The 20,710-nt window shown below is 35.5% G+C and carries 18 protein-coding genes; all 18 read right to left on the bottom strand.

The window, feature by feature from the left end:
- Positions 1-27: 27 nt before the first annotated feature.
- The 18 genes from pfkA to aroB all read right to left on the bottom strand — a co-directional run bounded on the left by pfkA (position 28) and on the right by aroB (position 20,626).
- Positions 28-987: a 6-phosphofructokinase gene (gene pfkA, locus QZQ55_RS01800; RefSeq protein ID WP_270467525.1), complete on the bottom strand. Its 960-nt coding sequence runs from the start codon at positions 985-987 to the stop codon at positions 28-30.
- A 94-nt stretch (positions 988-1,081) separates the two neighbouring features.
- Positions 1,082-1,978, bottom strand: coding sequence for a hypothetical protein (locus QZQ55_RS01805; protein ID WP_295089174.1), 897 nt, complete (start codon positions 1,976-1,978; stop codon positions 1,082-1,084).
- Positions 1,975-3,213, bottom strand: a complete 1,239-nt coding sequence (locus tag QZQ55_RS01810) for a DnaD domain protein (RefSeq protein ID WP_295089177.1) — start codon at positions 3,211-3,213, stop codon at positions 1,975-1,977. Before QZQ55_RS01810 ends, QZQ55_RS01805 begins: the two co-directional genes overlap by 4 nt.
- Before the next feature lies 1 nt (position 3,214).
- A complete protein-coding gene (gene coaE, locus QZQ55_RS01815) occupies positions 3,215-3,787 on the bottom strand; it encodes a dephospho-CoA kinase (RefSeq protein ID WP_295089180.1) in 573 nt (190 codons plus the stop codon).
- Positions 3,775-4,728, bottom strand: a complete 954-nt coding sequence (locus tag QZQ55_RS01820) for a Gfo/Idh/MocA family protein (protein ID WP_295089183.1) — start codon at positions 4,726-4,728, stop codon at positions 3,775-3,777. The genes coaE and QZQ55_RS01820 overlap by 13 nt, the downstream gene beginning before the upstream one ends.
- Before the next feature lie 2 nt (positions 4,729-4,730).
- Positions 4,731-5,543: a bifunctional DNA-formamidopyrimidine glycosylase/DNA-(apurinic or apyrimidinic site) lyase gene (gene mutM, locus QZQ55_RS01825; RefSeq protein ID WP_295089186.1), complete on the bottom strand. Its 813-nt coding sequence runs from the start codon at positions 5,541-5,543 to the stop codon at positions 4,731-4,733.
- The gene (gene polA, locus QZQ55_RS01830) at positions 5,543-8,146 is read right to left on the bottom strand and encodes a DNA polymerase I (RefSeq protein WP_295089189.1); all 2,604 of its coding nucleotides are present in this window, start codon (positions 8,144-8,146) and stop codon (positions 5,543-5,545) included. Before polA ends, mutM begins: the two co-directional genes overlap by 1 nt.
- Position 8,147: 1 nt before the next feature.
- Positions 8,148-11,213, bottom strand: coding sequence for a DNA polymerase III subunit alpha (gene dnaE, locus QZQ55_RS01835; RefSeq protein WP_295089192.1), 3,066 nt, complete (start codon positions 11,211-11,213; stop codon positions 8,148-8,150).
- 77 nt (positions 11,214-11,290) lie between these two features.
- A complete protein-coding gene (locus QZQ55_RS01840; RefSeq protein ID WP_295089195.1) occupies positions 11,291-12,013 on the bottom strand; it encodes a 1-acyl-sn-glycerol-3-phosphate acyltransferase in 723 nt (240 codons plus the stop codon).
- Positions 12,010-12,474, bottom strand: a complete 465-nt coding sequence (locus tag QZQ55_RS01845; protein ID WP_295089198.1) for a dihydrofolate reductase — start codon at positions 12,472-12,474, stop codon at positions 12,010-12,012. Before QZQ55_RS01845 ends, QZQ55_RS01840 begins: the two co-directional genes overlap by 4 nt.
- A complete protein-coding gene (locus QZQ55_RS01850) occupies positions 12,471-13,331 on the bottom strand; it encodes a thymidylate synthase (protein WP_363128266.1) in 861 nt (286 codons plus the stop codon). The genes QZQ55_RS01845 and QZQ55_RS01850 overlap by 4 nt, the downstream gene beginning before the upstream one ends.
- Before the next feature lie 119 nt (positions 13,332-13,450).
- Positions 13,451-14,140, bottom strand: coding sequence for a hypothetical protein (locus QZQ55_RS01855; RefSeq protein ID WP_006504896.1), 690 nt, complete (start codon positions 14,138-14,140; stop codon positions 13,451-13,453).
- A gap of 80 nt (positions 14,141-14,220) precedes the next feature.
- Positions 14,221-15,540, bottom strand: a complete 1,320-nt coding sequence (locus QZQ55_RS01860; RefSeq protein WP_295089204.1) for an NCS2 family permease — start codon at positions 15,538-15,540, stop codon at positions 14,221-14,223.
- Between the two features lie 72 nt (positions 15,541-15,612).
- Positions 15,613-16,122, bottom strand: coding sequence for a shikimate kinase (locus tag QZQ55_RS01865; RefSeq protein WP_295089206.1), 510 nt, complete (start codon positions 16,120-16,122; stop codon positions 15,613-15,615).
- Positions 16,119-17,234: a bifunctional chorismate mutase/prephenate dehydratase gene (locus QZQ55_RS01870; RefSeq protein ID WP_295089209.1), complete on the bottom strand. Its 1,116-nt coding sequence runs from the start codon at positions 17,232-17,234 to the stop codon at positions 16,119-16,121. Before QZQ55_RS01870 ends, QZQ55_RS01865 begins: the two co-directional genes overlap by 4 nt.
- Complete coding sequence (gene aroC, locus QZQ55_RS01875) at positions 17,231-18,307, bottom strand: chorismate synthase (protein ID WP_295089211.1); 1,077 nt, start codon at positions 18,305-18,307, stop codon at positions 17,231-17,233. The genes QZQ55_RS01870 and aroC overlap by 4 nt, the downstream gene beginning before the upstream one ends.
- Positions 18,297-19,568 carry a 3-phosphoshikimate 1-carboxyvinyltransferase gene (aroA, locus tag QZQ55_RS01880; protein WP_295089214.1) on the bottom strand — a complete coding sequence of 424 codons (1,272 nt, stop codon included), beginning with the start codon at positions 19,566-19,568 and terminating at the stop codon, positions 18,297-18,299. Before aroA ends, aroC begins: the two co-directional genes overlap by 11 nt.
- Complete coding sequence (aroB, locus tag QZQ55_RS01885; protein ID WP_295089217.1) at positions 19,568-20,626, bottom strand: 3-dehydroquinate synthase; 1,059 nt, start codon at positions 20,624-20,626, stop codon at positions 19,568-19,570. Before aroB ends, aroA begins: the two co-directional genes overlap by 1 nt.
- Between the last annotated feature and the right edge of the window lie 84 nt (positions 20,627-20,710).

Raw genomic sequence — 20,710 nt, forward strand, 5'->3', positions numbered from 1 at the left:
TATATATTTAACAAACACACTGAGAAATTAACGTAACTTCTTAGCGTCTTCGTAAATACCTGCATCAGCAACATGCTTATGACTTAATACTTCTGTAATAGGGAAAGCAGTAATCTGACCATGTACTTCACCTACGCAAAGTCCACCTTTACCTTCTTCAAGAAGTTCTACAGCCTTAACACCCATACGGCTAGCTAAGACACGGTCTCTTGCAGTTGGTCTACCACCACGCTGTAAATGACCTAAGACATTTGCACGAGTTTCGAAACCTGTTGCAGCTTCGACTTTCTTTGCAAGTTCATTGACATCAGTGATATGTTCAGTAATAACCACGATTGCATGGTCCTTATCAGATGCCTTTGACTGTTTTAATCTTTCGATGATCTTTTCTTCATCATAACCAGTATCAGAAGTGATCACTAGTTCAGCACCAGCTGCGATACCTGCATTAATTGCAAGGTCACCACATCTTCTACCCATTACTTCAAGGATAGTACATCTCTGATGTGAAGAAGAAGTATCTCTTAATCTATCTAATGCTTCAACAATTGTATTTAATGCAGTATCAAATCCAATTGTGAAATCAGTATCAGGAATATCATTGTCAATTGTTCCTGGAAGACCAATACAATTTACTCCCATTTCTGTGAGTTTTAAAGCACCATTGTATGAACCGTCACCACCGATGACTACTAATGCTTCCATACCTACTTTTTTCATCTGTTCGATTGCTTCTTTTCTGATTTCAGGATCCTTGAATTCAGGGAAACGAGCAGACTTTAACATAGTACCACCATTATTGATGATATTACGAGTACTATGACGATCGAATTTCATGAACTTACCTTCATGAAGACCCTTATAGCCAAGTCTAACGCCATATACTTCGATACCCTTGTTAAGACAAGTTCTAGCAACTGCACGAATTGCAGCATTCATTCCAGGAGCATCTCCCCCAGAAGTTAATACACCAATACACTTAACCATTTTTTTCTCCTCTCAACTTATGAACTATATTCAAAATCATTCTAGCATAATTGTTCGTTCCTTACCATCAACAATTCTATTCCAAGAAATTTTCTTAGTCAATAATTATTTCACAACATAGCGCTTTCATTTTAGAAACAATATTTTTCGCTCTTAACTGTTCACGTTTATCATTATATTTACTCATGTAAATCGTTTCCAGGTCTTCAAAACCGTATGAAGAAGTCATGAAAGTAGGCAATTCATTCAGGATACGATAGTCTAAAATCATTGCAAGAACTTCGTCTCTAGACCAGTTAGTGATATTTTCTTCACCAACACTATCCAAGAGTAAATAAGGTATGTTTTTTACAAGTTCCACTAAAGAAGTGTCTTCATTTGAATTAAAGCTTGCTTTCACATCTGCCATAAGTGTAGGTACATGACATAAGCCTACTTCATAGCCACGTCTAGCAAGTGCGTTCATCATACCTGCCATGATTCTTGTACGATTTGGTCCACCACATACTAAGAAACCTTTAGTTTGTGGCTTGTTGATGTATTCAATCAACTGTTTAGTCAAAATAATCGTACCTGCATCATTTTTATTCATTGCTTCAGCAGCCATATCTTTCAAGCTAATTAGTGCAAGTCTTGTAGACATATTGTTGTAATGGAAGCGAGAAAGAAGCTGATCGTTTTCATGCTTTTCAAGACCATAAATACAGCTGCGTACATCACGATGAACATAAGAATCATAGCTTAAAGTAATCTGCTGACCTTTATTCATCTTAGGACATTCATTGATTCCATGACAATGTATACAAGGTTCATGATCATCAACATAGGCAAGTAAGTCCACCCAGGCATCTTCTAGAGCCTTTTTAGTTAAATGATTCTTTTCCACAAATTCTCTAATATCTTGTCTTTTGATTAATTCCTGCAAACTCTGCTTTCTTGTATTTTCTAATTCTTTATCAAATGAAAGAATCTGACCTGCTTTCATCATCATAGATCACCTCCTAGACCTTCCATCATTTTTCTTAATTCCTCTTTATCCTGATCAGTGACTATTTCAGGCTGCGTCACTTTTTTCTTTGTTGTCTTCTTCATTACTTGCTGAGGTTTTGAATTATGAACCTCCTGATAGGCATCACGAGCGCTCTTTAATCCTTTTCTCACCCATGAAGCACCGATTGTTTCACAATAGTTCTTATCTAATCGGCCATTACTTCTACCTAAGACATATTCTATCAACATATTAGTGACTGCAGGTGTAAGTCCCATAGCCATCAATGATTCCGCAACATTTAGATCATGAAGAGCTGGTTCTTTTCCTCCCTGTTTATTCTTCAATAATTGATAAGGGGATATTGTCTCAAGATATCTAAAATGCTTGTTGAGAGAATCGTTATTTGTCTGTGGGGAAGCATGCTGAATAGGCTGGGTATGGTAGACCTCTTTAAGTGAGCTTACTGAATCAGCACTATAATAACGCTTTGCCTGTTCTACTAATGATTTACGATTAAATTTTCCTTCCCCAATCGCATCCTTGACCATTAATGCGAGAGATAGCTGATCAATCGCATAAAGAGTCGCAATCTGCTTAATGGTATCTTCATTACGTGTCACTATTTTCATAGGAACCTGATAGTCCTTTAATGTTTCATAGAAGAGAGTGAGATCATAGTGAATAATAGGACGTTCACTTTCTTCTTCCTGATATCCTGAATCATGTCGTAATGGTTTATTTTGTGATAAATCAATTGTGAAGACATCTTCAAAGCGTGAAGTCACTTCTTCGTATTCAGTGATTTTTTCTAGTCCTGAACGGAAGTAATTCTTTGTTTTGGTATATTCTTCTATTCCTATTGTTTTCTGTAATAGTCCTGCAAGAATCTGATTTCTAAAGAAGGCGTTGACACCTAGAGGTGACATAAGATGGAAAATATAGACACCTTGTCCTTCTGATTCCTTATAATAAGATTTAAGCAAGCTTAATCCTTCTAATGTCTTTCTTGCCTGATCGAGTTCTTCTAGATCTAGATTTAAAGCCATAGTCAGGCGACTGATTGCACATGGCTGGTGGAAATGACGCATACGCATAGATTCTACATTCAAATACATATAAAGGCTATAAGCCTGCGTCTTGAGTAATGGGGCATATAAATAAGTGAGAATATCACAGTCATTACTACTAAGCGGTAATGAACGTTCACTTAAATAGACATCTGTTGCATAAAGCATCTTATTCCACCTCCTTTAATACTCTTAGTATTTCTTTTTCTAAATCATAATAGTTTGTATTGTTTCTAATAATATAGTCGGCACGTTTTTCTTTGTCTTCTAAAGACATCTGGTTTCTAATACGGTTAAGTGCCTGCGTACGTGTACAATGGTCACGTGATAAGACTCTTTGAATCTGTGTTTCCTTGTCGCAGCTGACTACTACTGTATGGTCACATAGATCATCCCACCCTGCTTCAAATAGCAATGGGACATCAATAAAGACAAGGCTATTTTTAGATTGTTGGATTTTTTGTACAATGACACTTCTAATATAGGGATGAAGGATACTTTCTAAATAGTTCTTTTCGTCCTGATCATTAAAGATAATATCTGCCAACTTCTGTCTGTTGATTTTTCCGTTTTCAAGTACAGGAAAGTGTTCAATAACCTGTTTAAAAGCTTTTGTATCAGGTTCTAAAGCATGACGTGAGATATCATCTGCATCAATCACTTCATAGCCATGAGTCATGAGATAATAACTGACAGTACTCTTACCACTCGCAATACCACCAGTGAGTCCTATGACCTGCATATTGTTTCTCCAATACGTTCCATGAGTTCTATACAATCAATACTATCCTGATGACTCATACGATCACTTTCTACCTTAATATACGCAATGGCTTCATGACATGCTGCAATTTCAGTATGAAAATCATCAATATCATAAGGTATCTCTCCTGTGAAGGATTCACCATTGAATGAAATAATCGCTTTTGTAGGACGGTAGAATGGGTCTAAAGTAATTGTCCCTTTTGTACCTGTAATGATCATATCTTTTCTTACTGGTCCATCAAGTGACGCTTCCATGAAAGCTTTCACCCCATTTTCAAATGTAAGAGTAATTGCATCATGTACATCCACATCGTGTTCCATCTTCACATCATTAGAAATAGAAACAACAGGACTCTTCACAAAATCAAGGACAGCCGCAATATTATAAATACCTGTATCATATAACGCGCCACCCTGTTCTGGGTCATAAATATAAGATTGTTCATTATAAGGTACAATGGACTGGAAATGGTTTTCTATAGAGACAATATCTCCAATAATACCTTTTTCTATTTCTTTATGAACTTGATTGATCATTGGAATAAATCTAGATTTCATGGCTTCCATAAAGAAGACATGATTCTTTTCTGAATACTCACAGAGTGTTCTTATTTCTTCACCTGTTAAAGCAGCTGGCTTTTCTACAAGAACGGCTTTATGATGCTTCATTGCTTCTAATGCATAGTGATAATGAGATGCATGTGGTAATGCGATATAGACAATATCTACATTCTCATCTTCAAGTAATTTGATATAGTCATCATAGAGTTTTTCTGGATGATAGAGTTCCTTAAATTGTTGTCTTTTTTCTGGATTATGAGAAGCCCCTGCATAAAAGCATGCTTCATCAAAATGAGACAAGCTGTCACAGAATCTCTGGGCAATTCTTCCTAATCCTATTACACCCCAATTCAACATATTTAGTATCTCCTTTTCTGGCAGTTTGGGCAGTAGTATGTGCCTCTTCCTGCAATCGTGATTTTCTTTATAGGTCCAAGACACTCTGAACATGTCGTTTGTGCATGGACAGATAAAGTAACCTGGAATAATCCATGGATTCCATTGGCATCAAATGAATGAATGGTTGTACCACCCTGGGCAATAGCTTCCATCAAAATAGTACTGGATACTTCTATTAATTCTAAAATACGTTTTTTTGAGAGTCTGTCACCTCTTGTACGAGGATCCATACCCATTCTAAAACATATTTCGTTCGCATAGATATTTCCAATTCCAGTAAAAATAGATTGGTCTAGTAATAATTGTTTGATAGGCAGATGACTTTGATGAATACGAGGATAGATGTAATCAAATGTTGCTTCCATTGGTTCCTGTCCTAAGCGACTTAGTGGTGGTATTTCATGATAGTATTCTTTGTCTACCAACTGCATACGACCAAACTTTCTTGTATCGTTATAACGAAGATCTGTGCCATCTGTCATATGAAAGATAATATGATCATGTTTATCATAGGGTTCATCTTTCATTTTTATATTGTATTTCCCTTCCATTCTTAGATGAGAAATAAATGCGTCATGATCTAAAATAAAGATCAAATATTTACCATATCGGTCTATATCACATATGGATTGATGAATAAGTGTAGAAACAAATGTTTCTACATCTCCATCAATAATACGTGGATAACGTACTTCTATCGAGTCAATTGTTTTATGAAGTACGAAGTTCTTGAGGGTTCTTCGTACTGTTTCTACTTCTGGTAATTCTGGCATTACTTTAATTCACACCAGTTCTTGGCATAGTTGCCTTCTACAATAAGAGGAACATCCATCTTAATGCAGCTTTCCATCTTTTCTTTCACAAGAGACATCACTTCTTCTAATTCATCTTCAAAGACATCGAAGATCAATTCATCGTGTACCTGAAGAATCATCTGAGATTTTAAGTGATGAACTTTTAGTGCTTTATCTACTTCAATCATCGCAAGTTTTAGAATATCCGCACCTGTTCCCTGGATTGGTGTATTCATGGCATATCTCTGTGCCTGCTGACGTACCATGAAGTTCTTATCATTGATTGTAGGAATATATCTTTTTCGATTCAGTAATGTAGAGACATAACCCTGTTTTTTACATACTTCTACGACTTCATCCATATATGTTTTTACTTCTGGATATGTTTCAAAATATTTATTAATGAAGTTTCTTGCTTCTTGAATAGACATACCAATATCCTTAGAAAGTCTGAATTCACTCATACCATAAATAATACCGAAGTTAACGGCTTTTGCCTGAGAACGCATCTGTGGAGTGACTTCTTCATCCTTCACCCCAAATACTAAAGCAGCTGTATGTCTATGGATATCCTTACCTTGATTGAAGGCATCAATCAAATTAGTCACATGAGCCATATGTGCAAGAATTCTTAATTCAATCTGAGAATAGTCGAAAGATACAAGATAGCCATTATGTGAAACAAAGGCTTTTCTAATAAGCTTACCTTCTTCACTTCTGACTGGAATATTCTGAAGATTTGGATCTACAGAAGATAAACGTCCTGTATGGGTAAGTGTCTGTTTGTAGATTGTATGGATCTTATTGTCTGGAAAAACCTGTTCCTGTAGTCCTTTTAAGTATGTAGAAGAAAGTTTAGTCAACATTCTATATTCAAGAACTAATGGAACAACAGGATGGGCATCAATGATTTTTTCTAAAACATCCTGACTTGTAGAATAACCTGTCTTTGTCTTCTTTCCACCCTTTAATCCTAGATTTTCAAATAAGACCTGACCTAACTGTTTAGGAGAAGAGATGTTGAAGGTTGTACCTGAGATACGGTAGATATCATTAGACAGCTTTTCAATTGTTTCATCAAAGGCTTCATCCATTTCTTTTAATACACCTAAATCTATTTCAGTTCCTGCAAATTCCATTTCTCCCAAGATACGTGTGACAGGAAGTTCAATGTCTTCATATAGTTCATATTGCTTTTTATCTTTTAATTCTTTTGTGACAACATCTTTTAATTCATAAATAGCCTTGGCTTTAGAAACAGTATGCTGAGCAAGTAATGCATCATCTGGAATATGCTTTTTAGCACCCTTTCCAAATACTTCTTCATCATACAAAACACCATCATAATCAAAATGTGTACATACATATTTGAGTTCTTCTTTAATAGCTGGTTCTAATACATAAGAAGCAAGTGATAAATCAAATGTATAACCATTGATTTCTACACCATTCCATCTAGAACCAATAACTGCACTCTTGATATCATAGCCATACTTCTTCTTATTTTCGTCCTTTAGATAAGCCAGGAATGATTCATCCTTAAGAGCATTCTCATAAGAAATAAAATAAGCCTGTTCATCATTATAAATACCATAACCTAGAATAATAGAACGATGATAGTTTGTATCATAAATAGAAGCATAGACAGCACTGTCTTTTGTGATTTCAGGCATATGGTCCACTATTTCTAGCTTTAATTCCTTTTTAGGTGCTGCTTCAATTGTCATAGATTTAATAAGAGAGTTCATATCATATGTTTCATAGAATGACTTTAATGTATCATAGTCATAGCCTTCATACTCTGCTTTCTTTAAATCAACATCTAAAGGAACATCTCTTAGTATTGTAGCCACCTTCTTACTCATTAAGGCATCTTCCATACCCGCTCTAATCTTTTCACCCATCTTACCCTTGAGTTCATTCTGATGTTCTTCTAAACCTTCAATGGTTTCATACTGGTGTAATAGTTTTAAGGCAGTCTTTTCACCTACACCTTTAATACCTGGGATATTATCGGCAGTATCGCCCATTAATCCTAGGAAATCTCTGATTTGATCTGGCTTTAAGCCATATTTATCAAGTAAAGTCTGTTCGTTATAAATATCAAGTTCAGTAACACCTTTGACTGTACGATAGATTGTAGTTTGAGGTGAAATAAGCTGGAACGCATCTTTATCTCCTGTATAGACAGATACTTTCAAGTTATTCTTTTCACCAAAATCTACAAGTGTACCAATAATATCATCACCTTCAAAGCCTTCTACTTCATACCATGTGATATTATGGGCTGTTAAGTATTCTCTTGCGAGAGAGAACTGAGGAATCAGTTCTTCTGGTGTTTCTTTTCTTTGTGCTTTATAGGTATCCAACAATTCATTACGGAATGTTTTCTTTCCATAATCAAAAGCAACAATCACATACTTAGGATTATTATCGAGGATCTTATCCACCATACGGGCAAATCCATAGACACCATTAGTAGGAATACCATTACGATTCACCATATAGTTTCCTGTATAGCTAGTGGCATAGAATGCCTTAAATAGTAATGAGTTCCCATCTATTAATATTAATTCTTCCATTTTATAACTCCTTTACTTGATTGATAATAAGAGATAAACGATCACGGTATTGAACACGTACATTCATTTCCACAATCTTTCCTCTTTCTAATATATTCTTAAAACGTTCATATTGGTTAGAGAAGCAGACAAATTCTACCTGTCCTGTTTCATCCTGTCCTTCAACAAATGCCATTTCTCGACCTTTCTTATCTACAATGCCACGTACTGAACTAATAGAACATACAACTAATATGTTACGATCCATATAGTTTTCTACATCTACTAAATTAACTAGAGAATGTTTAATCTTCTGTTTTACATACACAATAGGATGTGTAGATACATAAAGACCAAGTACTTCTCTTTCTCTTTCTAAACGTTCATATTTGTTTTCTCTGACTTCTTCAAAGATTGGTTTTTCATCGACTCCTAATTGTATATACTCCAACATAAGTGAAATATTCTTACGTAAATAAGCACGATTTTTATTAAATTCATCAAAAGCCCCTGCATCTATTAAACTTTCTAACATCTTAGATGATAAAGAAGGAAGTCTGCCTAAGAAATCATACATGTCCTTAAAGAGACCTTTTTCTCTTTCTTGAATAATCATCTTATAGCCAGCAGACCCTACATTCTTAATAGAAACTAGAGAATAACGTATTCCTCCCTCTTCTACTACAAAGCGTGAATAAGAATAGTTAATAGAAGGTGGAAGAATCTTGACTCCATAGCGTTTAGATTCTTCTATAATGCGCATCTTACTAGAAGCAGAACCTGATTCATTGGAAAGAATGGCTGCAAAGAAATAGAGTGGATAATTGGCTTTTAAATAAGCCAATTGATAAGCGACATAGCTATAAGCGACAGAATGACTCTTATTAAATCCATAGTTCGCAAATTTCTCAATCATATGATAAAGCTTTGTGACAACACCTTCTTTAAAGCCTTTTTTCATAGCGCCTTGAATAAATTCTTCTTTCATACCTGCCATCATGATTTCATCTTTGCTGGATACAGCTTTTCTTAATATATCTGCACGCCCTAAAGAGAATCCTGCAATGACCTGAGCTATCTGCATGATCTGTTCCTGATAAATCATAATACCATAAGTAGACTTTAGGATTGGTTCTAGTTCTTTAAGTAAGTAAGTAATATTATTTTTATTCTTTCTACCTTCTAGATAGAGAGGAATGTTTTCCATTGGACCTGGTCTATATAACGCAATGGCTGCAACGATATCATCAAAGCATCCAGGTTTCATCTTCATGAGTAATGAACGCATACCAGTTGATTCTAACTGGAATACACCTGTTGTATCACCACGAGAGATAAGGTGGTAGGTACGTGCATCATTAAGCGGAATACTATTAATAGAAAATGTCTTACCAAGTCTTCTTTCTATATCCTTCATAACATAGTCAATCATAGTCAAGTTCTTTAAGCCTAAGAAGTCCATCTTAAGGAGTCCTGTTTTTTCGATATAATCCTTAGAGTACTGACTCATGATCATATCACTAGGACCAACAACTAAAGGGACTACATCTCTTAATGGTTCATAGGATAAGACAACTCCTGCTGCATGCTTAGTGATATTACGTGGAAGATATTCTACTAAGCTCATAGGTCCAATAAGGCGTGAAAGGACTGGATCTTTTTGAATCATATCCTGGAATGAGGCACTTGTAGAATAGACTTCACTAATTGTTTTACGATGTTTAGGTGCTGTAGGTACCATCTTCGCAATCATTTCAAGTCTCGGTAAAGGGATTCCCATCACTTTTCCTAAATCCTTTATTGCGACACGTGGCCCATATGTAGAAAATGCGACAATCTGGGCTACATGATCATGACCATATTTGTCACATACATATTGAATGACTTCATCACGACGATCATCCTGGAAGTCTACGTCAATATCTGGCATGGATACTCTTTCTGGATTTAAGAAACGTTCAAAGAGTAGATCATATTTTAATGGATCAATATTTGTGATTCCTAAGCAATAGGCAACCAGTGAGCCTGCGGCTGATCCTCTTCCTGGACCTACGAGTATACCATGTTTTTTCGCATATTGTACATAATCAAATACAATTAAGAAGTAATCATCATACCCCATCGTATGAATGGTTTTTAATTCATAGAGTAAACGGTCTTTATAGTTATCTGTAATAGGCTGGTTTCTAAAGCGTTGTTTAAGTCCTTTGATACATAAATGTCTTAAATAAACACCACTATCATTCATAGGTGTCTTGTAATGAGGTAAACCATTTTCTGTCTTCTGGATAGACCCATAACAGTTATCTATCATTTCTTCAGCATTCTTAATAATATCTGGATAACGACTAAACAGTTCTCTGATTTCTCTTTCTGTTTTTAGATAACGTTCACTTGTAAGTGGTTCATGATCCTTATTCAAAACTTCACCCTTTTTAGAAGCTTGTAAGAGGTCAAGCGTAAAAGCATCATGAGGATGTAAGTAACGCACATCATTCCCCCATACACAGGGAATATCTAAGAACTGAGCATATTTAATCAATGTCTGATTACGAAGTGTATGTCCCTTGAAACCATCTTCCACAATCATTATACGATAAGAGGCACCAAAGAGCTTCTTCATAATTTTCATAAAGCTAAGTACTGGACTTTCTATTTGAGCATGAGTAAATAAGTCTTCTTTACTTGTGGCTTCTTTTTCGATGAGTCGATCTTCATATTCATGAGAAACAACATAAAGATGATCACGATAGTTTGATAAAGCTTTCAATGTGATAGCTTTATTCTCACTTAAGTTAATATCACTCACAATACGTACTAAATCCTTATAACCTACATCATCACGTGCATAAAGTGCAAGATGAATCAGGTCATCATTAAACATAATAGAGGCATTGACACCTAGTATCGGCTTAATAGAAGCCTTCTTGCAGGCTTCATAGAATTCATAGGCCCCATACATGTTGTTATCATCTGTTAAGGCAAGAGCCTGGATATGTTTTGATTTTGCGTTATCTATAAGAGATTGAATAAGTATTGTACTCTCCTGAAAGCTATAAGCACTTTTAATTTGTAAATGTCCAAACATAGTATCCTCTCCTTCCTTGTTCCTCATTATACCAAATTATCCCTTTTATTTATAGTTAGATAAAAAAAAGAACGTGCCTAAGCATGTTCCTTAATGAGTTCATCCATTTTAGTCTGTATTCTAGATTGTACAAGATTAGCCACTTCTACACTGCTCATATCCTTATATTCTTCATAAGGGAGTGGAGGTAAATAGTGGATGCCACAATCAACTTTCTTAATAGAGTTACTGTCTAATACTTTAAAGCAGTTATACATAACACATGGAATAATTGGGACCTGTGCATCTATAGCCGGTTTAAATGTACCACCCTTGAATTCTAATAATTCATTTCCTTTTTTAGAACGTGTTCCTTCTGGGAAGATGACATAAGGAATACCTTCAGTCATTTCCTTTTTAACCTGTCTCATAAGCTTCATAGAAGCTCTTAAATTTGTACGGTCAATGGCTGGATATTCCATAAATTCAGCCACATCTCTAAGTAAGATAACATCTAATAGTTCTTTTTTAAAGACAATCTTGAAAGGACGTTCAATACTGTCAAATAATGCAAGAATATCAAATAATCCCTGATGGTTAGGAGCTACAAAGAATGCACCAGTTTCAGGTAGATACTGTGTTCCTGTGATTGTAAGATTAACACGTGCTCTTTTAGTTGCTTTCTTTAAAAGTCTTCTTGACCAGTCAATACGTTCATCAAAAGGAATAGTATCTTTATGCTTCTTGATATACTTTAACTGGAAAATCAATATAGGTAGTTCAAAGAAAAAACGAAGCACAATTAATATAAGTCTTTTCATTTTTGATAGATTTCTAGTGTAAATGTCTCAAACGGCTTTTCTTCTACGAGACGGTAGTTATATTCAGAAAAGTCAGGGAAATATGTTTCTCCTGTATAATCTCCAGGAATACGTGACAATAAAATCTGATCACAATATGGAAGTGCCTGTTTATATACAGAAGCACCGCCAGAAATAAAGAGATCTTCACCACGTTCTTTAAAAGCTTTAATAGTGCCTTCTAAATCATCCACTACTTCTACTCTTTCATCTTCAAAATTATGAGAAAGGACAATAGTATGGCGTTTAGGTAATGGTTTACCAATAGCCTGGTAAGTAGTTTTCCCCATTAATAATGTATGATTGAGTGTTGTACTTCTAAAGTGTTTAAAGTCTTCGCTGTTATGCCATGGCATCCCATTGTCTGTTCCCTTCTTACCAATGAGATTATTCTTATCAGCTGCAACAATAATAGTGATCATACACTGACCTTACCTTTCAATGGACCATGAGACTGATAACCTTCTAGCTTGATATCTTCAATCTTGAAATCAAATAGATTATCAATGTCTTTATTTAATACAAGATGAGGAAGAGGAAGTGGTTCTCTTTCAATCTGCGTCTTAACTACATCAAAGTGATCCTTATAGATATGAGCATCACCGATTGTATGAATAAATTCTTTTGGTTCATAGCCACATACCTGTGCAAGCATACATGTAAGTAAGGCATAAGATGCGATATTAAATGGAACACCTAAGAATGTATCAGCACTTCTCTGATATAACTGACAGCTTAAGTACTTCTTATCACTTGATACATAGAACTGCATAAGTGTATGACATGGTGGTAAAGCCATCTCATCTACCTGGCTAGGGTTCCATGCAGAAATAATATGTCTTCTAGAGAATGGATTATTCTTTAAAGAATCAATGAGTTTCATTAGCTGGTCAGTGCCTTCATTATTGAAGTTACGCCATTGTGCTCCATAAATAGGACCTAAGTTACCATGTTTCTTCGCAAATTCATCATCATTCTTGATCTTTTCTACAAATTCTTCTAATGTTTCACCATTAAAGTCTTCACTCTTCTTAAAGTCTTCATAAGGCCATTCATTCCATATTTTTACATTACGATCTACAAGATATTTGATATTTGTATCACCTTTGATAAACCATAATAGTTCTTCCGCAATAGGACGTAAATACATCTTCTTAGTAGTAAGAAGAGGAAATCCTTCACGTAAATCATAGCGTGTCTGATATCCAAATACAGAACGTGTACCAGTCCCTGTACGATCAGGACGGTCTTCTCCATGTTCTAGGATATATCGACACATATCTAGATATTGTTTCAAATCATTTTCCTCCTTTTATGCATTTGTCCACATAATAACACAAATAATCATAAATAGGATATACAAATACTGGTTCTTTGCATAAAAAAGAAGAAGTATTTCTACTTCTTCATCTGTTCACGGTAGTTTTCCATCATACCTTTAAATATTTCAGCACTTGTAGGAGGTGTAAATGTGACTGCGTTCGCACCTGCTTCAATGACTTCTTTAATTGTATCTTCTGTTGGTCCACCTGTCGCAATAATTGGGAAATCCTTATCAATAGCGCGTAGTGCCTTGACGATTTCTACTGTTTGTTTTCCACCAGATACGTTGATGATTTTAGCACCACTATGTAACATACGTTCTTCTAAGTCTTCGTCCAAAGATACAACAGTGAGGACAATAGGAATATCTACTAAACGAGATAATTCTCTGATCATTTCTGTATGTACAGGGGCATTGAGGACAACAGCAGCTGCACCATGTAATTCTGCATCTAAGGCAATCTTGAATACTCTTGCACCATTGGTAGTACCTCCTCCTACTCCTACAAAAACCGGTTGTCTGGCGACACCAATAATCGCATTGGTGATCTGGATTGTAGGTGTAAAGGGATAAACAGAGAGAATGGCATCGGCGTTATTATTCGCAATAAGTGCAACATCCGTACTAAACAATAAACTTTTTATACGTCTTCCATTTACATTAATACCACTGGCTTTGTACATCACTTCTGGTACTTCTACAGTATGTTTTAATGTGGACTGTATTCTTGGTGTCATTTTAGGGGTTTTCATTAAATCATTCATATATTTTCCTCCTGAGTATTATTATACTCACGTTTTAAAAACACTATATGAACAAAAAAACCAGTTTAATTAAAAACTGGTTAGATTAAAAACGCAAAATATGCAATAAATAGTACAAATAGCATCCAGACCATCTTGTTGATGTCTTTAGCCTGACCTGTCGCAATCATGCTGATGACATAAACGATGAATCCTAATGCGATACCATTACTAATTGAATATCCAAGAATCATGAAGATGATAGTCACGAAACCACTTGCCGCAAAGATCAAGTTATCCCACTTGATATCCTTTAACTGAGAAGCCATTAAAATACCAACGATAACTAATGCTGGGGCAGTAACTGCTTCAGTAATCATAGACAATACTGGATAGAAGAATACTGTTAATAAGAAACAAATACCTGTTGTACATGCAGTTAAGCCTGTACGTCCACCAACACCAACACCTGAAGTAGATTCTACGAAAGATGTAACTGTAGAAGTACCGATCATTGAACCAAATACAGTTCCTACAGCATCTGCAAGTAATGCACGTTCAACGTTTACTAATTCACCATTTTCATCAATAAGATCAGCCTTTGATGCAACAGCGACTAATGTACCTGCAGTATCAAAGAAGTCTACGAATAATAATGAGAAAATAGCAACGATACACTGTGGATGAGTAAGCATTTCGTTGAACCCTCTTGCAAAAGCACCTACTAAGCTGAAATCAAAGTTAACTGATACAATTTTAGAAGGTAACTGTGGCATACCTTTTAATCCAAAGATAGAACCAAATACAACACCTACTACTGCAGTAATGATTAAGCCATAGAATACGGCTGCTGGCTTATTCTTTACTAATAATACTAATGTGATGATGATTCCAAATAAAGCAAGTAATACTGTTGGATCCTTTAAGTTTCCTAGTGTTACAAATGTAGATTCACTTGCCACTACGATACCTGCATTCTTTAAACCTACGAATGCAACAAAGAAACCAATACCAGCACCAATCGCAAGTTTTAACTGTGCAGGAATCGCATTAATAATCATACGACGAATGTTAGTCACTGTAATGATGACAAAGATAATACCTGATACGAATACGCAGGCTAATGCCCCTTCAGGTGATAATCCCATCTGTCCTACAATTGTATAAGTGAATAATGCGTTAACACCCATACCTGGCGCAAGAGATACAGGGTAGTTTGCCATTAATCCCATGAAGATGCTTGCGGCACCTGCAGAGATTGCAGTCGCAAGGAAGACACCCTGATGACTCATGTGTGCCTGTCCTAAGATGGCAGGATTGACTGCAAGAATATAGGCCATTGCTAAGAAAGTTGTAATACCAGCTAGTATTTCAGTCTTAACATTTGTCCCATGTTCTTTTAGATGAAATAATTTTTCCATTGTTTTCTCCTCTCAAAACAAAGCACATTATATTATATTCTCACACTTTATGCAAACACATAAAAAATCCCCTTATATTGGGGATTTATTGTAATAATTCATGATATTCAGAATAGAATTGATGACTTTTTCAAGGGAACCATCATTTATAATATGATAGTCGCATGATGACATATATTTATCTCTACGTTCTTTATCTAAAGCATAAAGCTTGTCTGGACCATCCTTTAATAGAGGTCTGCCACTTGGATCGACATCCTTCACAATATCTTCAATTGGACGGTCAATATAGAAAACAACACCGTTTTTCTTTAGATATGCAATGTTTTCAGGTCTTTTAATCACCCCACCTCCAGTAGAGATGATCTTTCCTTCTAACTCAGATACTTCTTTACAGCATGTTGTTTCATTATTTCTAAAATAGTCTTCAGAAATCGCAAACATATCTGGAATGGACATATTAAAGCGATTCACAAGATAATCATCTAAGTCAATCATTTCATGACCTGTTTTTTGTGAAAGCATATGTCCGAATGTTGTTTTACCACTTCCCATGATTCCAATTAAAACGATATTTTTCATGATTCCTTCCTTTCATAGTTACCAATCATTCTAAATGTATTGGTATATGTTTTAATTTCCTGTAAGGCACGCTGTACATGATCCTGATTCAAGTTGCCATCTATATCTAAATAGAAATAGTATTCCCATGGAGATAATGGAAGTGGTCTTGATTCAATGCGGGCCATGTTGATGTTGTGTTCCTTAACGACTCTCATGACTTCATAAAGAGCACCGGCTTCATGATTGACTGTAAAGACCATACTGATACGATTGGCAGATGGTCTGATTTCATATTGTCTTGAGATAATGATAAAGCGTGTATGATTGCTTTGATCATTTTGTATTGCCCTGGCAATAATATCAAGATTATAGAGCTTTGCCGCTTCACTAGAGGCAATCGCCCCTATTGTTTGATCCTGTGCTTCACTAATATATTTTGCAGCTGCAGCAGTATTCAAATACTCATGACCTTCAATATGATGTGAATTCAAGAATTCAGAAGTCTGTTTTAAGCCCTGTACATGACTATATACATCTTTGATATCTTCTAGATTGGCTCCTTTGATACCAAGTAGATTCTGGTCTATTGTGATAGACTGCTCACCTACAATATAAAAGCCATACTTAGTAAGTAAGTCATAGTTATCATTAATAGCACCAGTAGAAGAGTTTTCTAAAGGAAGTACACCATAGTCTATTTCTCCTTTTTCTAATGCCTGATAGACATCTTCAAATCGAGGATAGTTGATGCCTTCAATGTCTCCAAACCAGCAATTCATAGCCTGATTAGAGAAAGAACCAGGAACACCCTGATAACCTACTTTAAAGTGTTCTTTAAGTTCTGTTGCTTCATATTTCTTTAAAGGAATAAAAGTAGACTGATAGCTTTTAGATAAGTTCATTGTATCCTGAACAAATGTTTTTGCATAAGATTCTAGAGATTTATCTTCTAGACGATCTACATTCTTCTGGATAACCTCTTTTTCTCTATCCTTCTGAAAGATCTGCATATCATGGGCTAATTTATATGTAATAACATCTTTCGCAACATGCATACGTTTTTCAAATAAAGCGATGATTTCCTTATCAATTGCATCTATTTCTTCTCGACATGTTTTTAAATCTCTCATAAAGCCTCCAGCATATCTAATACACCTAGTGCTGCCATAGCTTCCACAACGACAATCGCACGAGGAATGATACATGGATCATGTCTTCCAACAATTTCTAATTCTGTATTTTTATGTGTTTTCACATTGATTGTATTCTGTTTTAAAGAAATAGATGGTGTTGGTTTAATGCCTACTGTAAAGAGTAATGGCATACCATTAGAAATACCACCAGTAATACCACCATTATGGTTTGTAGAAGTCTTGACTTCGTCTCCTTCATAATAGTAAGCATCATTCGCAACTGATCCTTTGAGCAAAGTAATATCATCTAGATCACCAAATGAGACTGACTTCACAGCAGGAATACTAAATAACAACGGTGATAAATGGGCTTCAATACTATCAAAGAAAGGATTTCCAATTCCTGCAGGTAGTCCTGTCACAGCACACTCAATCTTACCACCTACACTGTTACCTTCTTTTCTTGCTTCTTCAATTGTTTCCTGCATCTGTACATAAATATCATCATGAATAACAGGATAATCTTTCTGGTTAAGTTCTTCTAAGTAAGATGGAGTAATATCTAGTGGATAATGCGTATCCTTCACATCTTTAATAGATAGAATATGCGCACCGACATGAATACCTTTTTCTTTTAAGATCTGCTTTGCGATAGAACCTGCAAATACAATGGGTGCTGTGAGACGTCCAGAAAAGTGTCCTCCGCCTCTGAAATCATTAAAGCCTTTATATTTAATATAAGCAGGATAATCTGAATGTCCTGGACGCATATTATCCTTTAAATAAGAATAGTCCTTAGAATGCTGGGATGTATTCTTAATGATGCCACAAAGTGGTGCACCTGTTGTATAGCCATCTAAGACACCACTGAGTATTTCTACTTCATCTGCTTCTTTTCTTTGTGTACTCATTAGATTCTTACCTGGCGCACGTCTTTGCATATCCTTATTAATAGCATCCATGTCTAGCTTAATACCAGCAGGTAAGTTACCTATTGTGATTCCAATAGCCTTCCCATGGCTTTCACCAAATAAAGATAATTCGATATGATGTCCCCAATTAGCACTCATGATATTCACCACCTAGTGATTTGAAGTCTTCAAAGAAACCTGGATAACTCTTCTTTACACAATCCTTATCATCAATAGTAATAGAACCATCAGCGCGTGTAGATAAAATAGCTTCAGCCATACACATACGATGGTCATTAGAACTTGTCACTTCTGCTCCGTTATAAGAAGTCGATCCAGTAATAGTCATACTATCTTCTTCTTCAACTGCATCAATACCTGCAGCTTTTAAAAGTTCAACTGAAGCAGTTAAACGATCACATTCTTTAATGCGTAAACGTGATGCATTGATGATATGTGATGTTCCTTCTGCAAGACCACATGCAACAGATACAACAGGCATTAAATCTGGACATTGTGATGCATCTATAGTGGCTGGTTTGATTTGATTGCAGACAACCTTGATACCTTCGCTTGTTTCTACGATTTCTCCACCCATCTGTTCCATAATATCTAAAATTGCACGATCTCCCTGAGAAGAATGCATATTCAAATTAGAGATTGTGATATCACTACCTAGTAAATCAGCCACTAAATAGAAAGCAGCTTGTGAGAAGTCTGCTTCTACATTGTAGTCACATGGTTTATAGTTCTGATTACCACGAATCTGGAATGCCTGATAATCATGATTGATGATTTCAATACCAAACTTTTCTAACATATCAAGTGTTAAGTCAATGTAACCTTTAGATTCTAATGGTGTAGTGATTTTAATGAGTGAGTCACCTTTTAATAAAGGTAAAGTAAATAACAATCCACTGATAAATTGTGAAGAAACATTACCTGGTACTTCAAATATATCTGAATGAAGCTGACCATCTAAGATCACATCTAAACGTTCTGAGTCTTTTCTAAGATAGGCAATCTTCTGTTTATCAAAGATATCATAGTATACATCAAGTGGTCTTTGTCCGAGTTTCCCTTTACCGACAAAGTGTACACGAGAGAAATTGACTAGTGATAAAGGCATAAGGAAACGTAATGTAGATCCTGATTCATGGGCATCTATTTCTACTCTTCCTAGTCCTAATGTAATAGAACCATCAATAATTAAAGTATCGCCTTCCTGCTTAATAATCGCACCTAAGGCTTTCATACCTTCTATTGTGGCTTCAATGTCTTCTGAATAATCAATACCGCTAATACGGCTCATTCCTGGTGCTAAAGCAGCACAGATAATGGCACGATGGGCTAATGATTTAGAAGGTGGAACCGCAATTGTTCCTTGAAGTGTTTTTGGTGTAATAGTGATTTTTGTCATTATATGTCCTCTACTTCCAGAATCATCTCTTTCTGATCCTTATGTACATAATACTCTCCTATTGTTTTAAGTAAAACAAAAGATAGTGTTGAATTGATGTTTTTCTTATCGAGATCAATAGCTTTAAGCAGTTCTTTTGTAGGGACATTGGCATGAGTAGGGAGGTTATAATGTCCTAATGCTTCTTCTATACGTTTTGTAGTCCCTTTTTCACATAATCCTTTAAGTTCTGCGATACGAGTAATAGCTACCATACCAATACCTACTGCTTCACCATGAGAATACTTTTCATAATGGAAATGCTGCTCGATAGAGTGTCCAATTGTATGACCAAAGTTAAGACATAAACGATCACCAAAGTCATATAAGTCTTTTTCTACAACATCTCTCTTGATATCTACACATTTATAAATAATTTCATCAATATCTTTATAAAGATCATCAAAATCCTTGTACTGCGCTAATTGATCAAATAATGTTTTATCTTTAATACAGCCATATTTAATGACTTCTCCCATGCCATCAGTAATGAAATGAGGATCTAGTGTCTTAAGAGTTAAAGGATCAATTAAAACAAGTAATGGATGTTTAAAAGCACCGACTAAGTTCTTTCCTTCTGGTAAGTCTACTGCCACTTTACCACCTACTGAAGAGTCTACCTGTGATAATAATGAGGTAGGAATCTGGACAAACTTAATACCACGCATATAAGTACTTGCCACAAATCCAGCTAGATCACCAATCACACCTCCACCTAATGCGATTAATAAGTCAGTTCTAGTAATCTTAGCTTCTAGTAATTGTGAATAGATAGAAGGTAGAATATCAAATCTCTTAGATGTTTCTCCATGAGGAATAACGACTGTAGAGACTTCATAAGAGTCTTTTAACTGATTCATCAGCTGTTCTCCATAAAGTGGAAAAACGTTATCGTCAGAGACAATAACGATTTTCGCACCTGTGAAGACTTGGGAAATAAGTTCTTTTGCTTTATTTAAAATACCTTGTTCAATATATATAGGATAACTGTCTTTTCCTAAGTTCACATTTAGTTTCATATTAGATTTCCTTTCCAACAACCTTACCGATTTCTCGTAATTCTTCAATAAGTTTTGTGTATTTTTTAGGCTTTAATGACTGAG

It is taken from the genome of uncultured Catenibacterium sp., from assembly GCF_900540665.1.
Taxonomy (GTDB): domain Bacteria; phylum Bacillota_I; class Bacilli_A; order Erysipelotrichales; family Coprobacillaceae; genus Catenibacterium.

What these genes read in the sequence shown, in the direction of transcription:
- pfkA (WP_270467525.1), bottom strand. Translation starts at nt 987, where the DNA reads ATGGTTAAGTGTATTGGTGTATTAACTTCTGGGGGAGATGCTCCTGGA.
- QZQ55_RS01805 (WP_295089174.1), bottom strand. Translation starts at nt 1,978, where the DNA reads ATGATGATGAAAGCAGGTCAGATTCTTTCATTTGATAAAGAATTAGAA.
- QZQ55_RS01810 (WP_295089177.1), bottom strand. Translation starts at nt 3,213, where the DNA reads ATGCTTTATGCAACAGATGTCTATTTAAGTGAACGTTCATTACCGCTT.
- coaE (WP_295089180.1), bottom strand. Translation starts at nt 3,787, where the DNA reads ATGCAGGTCATAGGACTCACTGGTGGTATTGCGAGTGGTAAGAGTACT.
- QZQ55_RS01820 (WP_295089183.1), bottom strand. Translation starts at nt 4,728, where the DNA reads ATGTTGAATTGGGGTGTAATAGGATTAGGAAGAATTGCCCAGAGATTC.
- mutM (WP_295089186.1), bottom strand. Translation starts at nt 5,543, where the DNA reads ATGCCAGAATTACCAGAAGTAGAAACAGTACGAAGAACCCTCAAGAAC.
- polA (WP_295089189.1), bottom strand. Translation starts at nt 8,146, where the DNA reads ATGGAAGAATTAATATTAATAGATGGGAACTCATTACTATTTAAGGCA.
- dnaE (WP_295089192.1), bottom strand. Translation starts at nt 11,213, where the DNA reads ATGTTTGGACATTTACAAATTAAAAGTGCTTATAGCTTTCAGGAGAGT.
- QZQ55_RS01840 (WP_295089195.1), bottom strand. Translation starts at nt 12,013, where the DNA reads ATGAAAAGACTTATATTAATTGTGCTTCGTTTTTTCTTTGAACTACCT.
- QZQ55_RS01845 (WP_295089198.1), bottom strand. Translation starts at nt 12,474, where the DNA reads ATGATCACTATTATTGTTGCAGCTGATAAGAATAATCTCATTGGTAAG.
- QZQ55_RS01850 (WP_363128266.1), bottom strand. Translation starts at nt 13,331, where the DNA reads ATGTGTCGATATATCCTAGAACATGGAGAAGACCGTCCTGATCGTACA.
- QZQ55_RS01855 (WP_006504896.1), bottom strand. Translation starts at nt 14,140, where the DNA reads ATGAATGATTTAATGAAAACCCCTAAAATGACACCAAGAATACAGTCC.
- QZQ55_RS01860 (WP_295089204.1), bottom strand. Translation starts at nt 15,540, where the DNA reads ATGGAAAAATTATTTCATCTAAAAGAACATGGGACAAATGTTAAGACT.
- QZQ55_RS01865 (WP_295089206.1), bottom strand. Translation starts at nt 16,122, where the DNA reads ATGAAAAATATCGTTTTAATTGGAATCATGGGAAGTGGTAAAACAACA.
- QZQ55_RS01870 (WP_295089209.1), bottom strand. Translation starts at nt 17,234, where the DNA reads ATGAGAGATTTAAAAACATGTCGAGAAGAAATAGATGCAATTGATAAG.
- aroC (WP_295089211.1), bottom strand. Translation starts at nt 18,307, where the DNA reads ATGAGTGCTAATTGGGGACATCATATCGAATTATCTTTATTTGGTGAA.
- aroA (WP_295089214.1), bottom strand. Translation starts at nt 19,568, where the DNA reads ATGACAAAAATCACTATTACACCAAAAACACTTCAAGGAACAATTGCG.
- aroB (WP_295089217.1), bottom strand. Translation starts at nt 20,626, where the DNA reads ATGAAACTAAATGTGAACTTAGGAAAAGACAGTTATCCTATATATATT.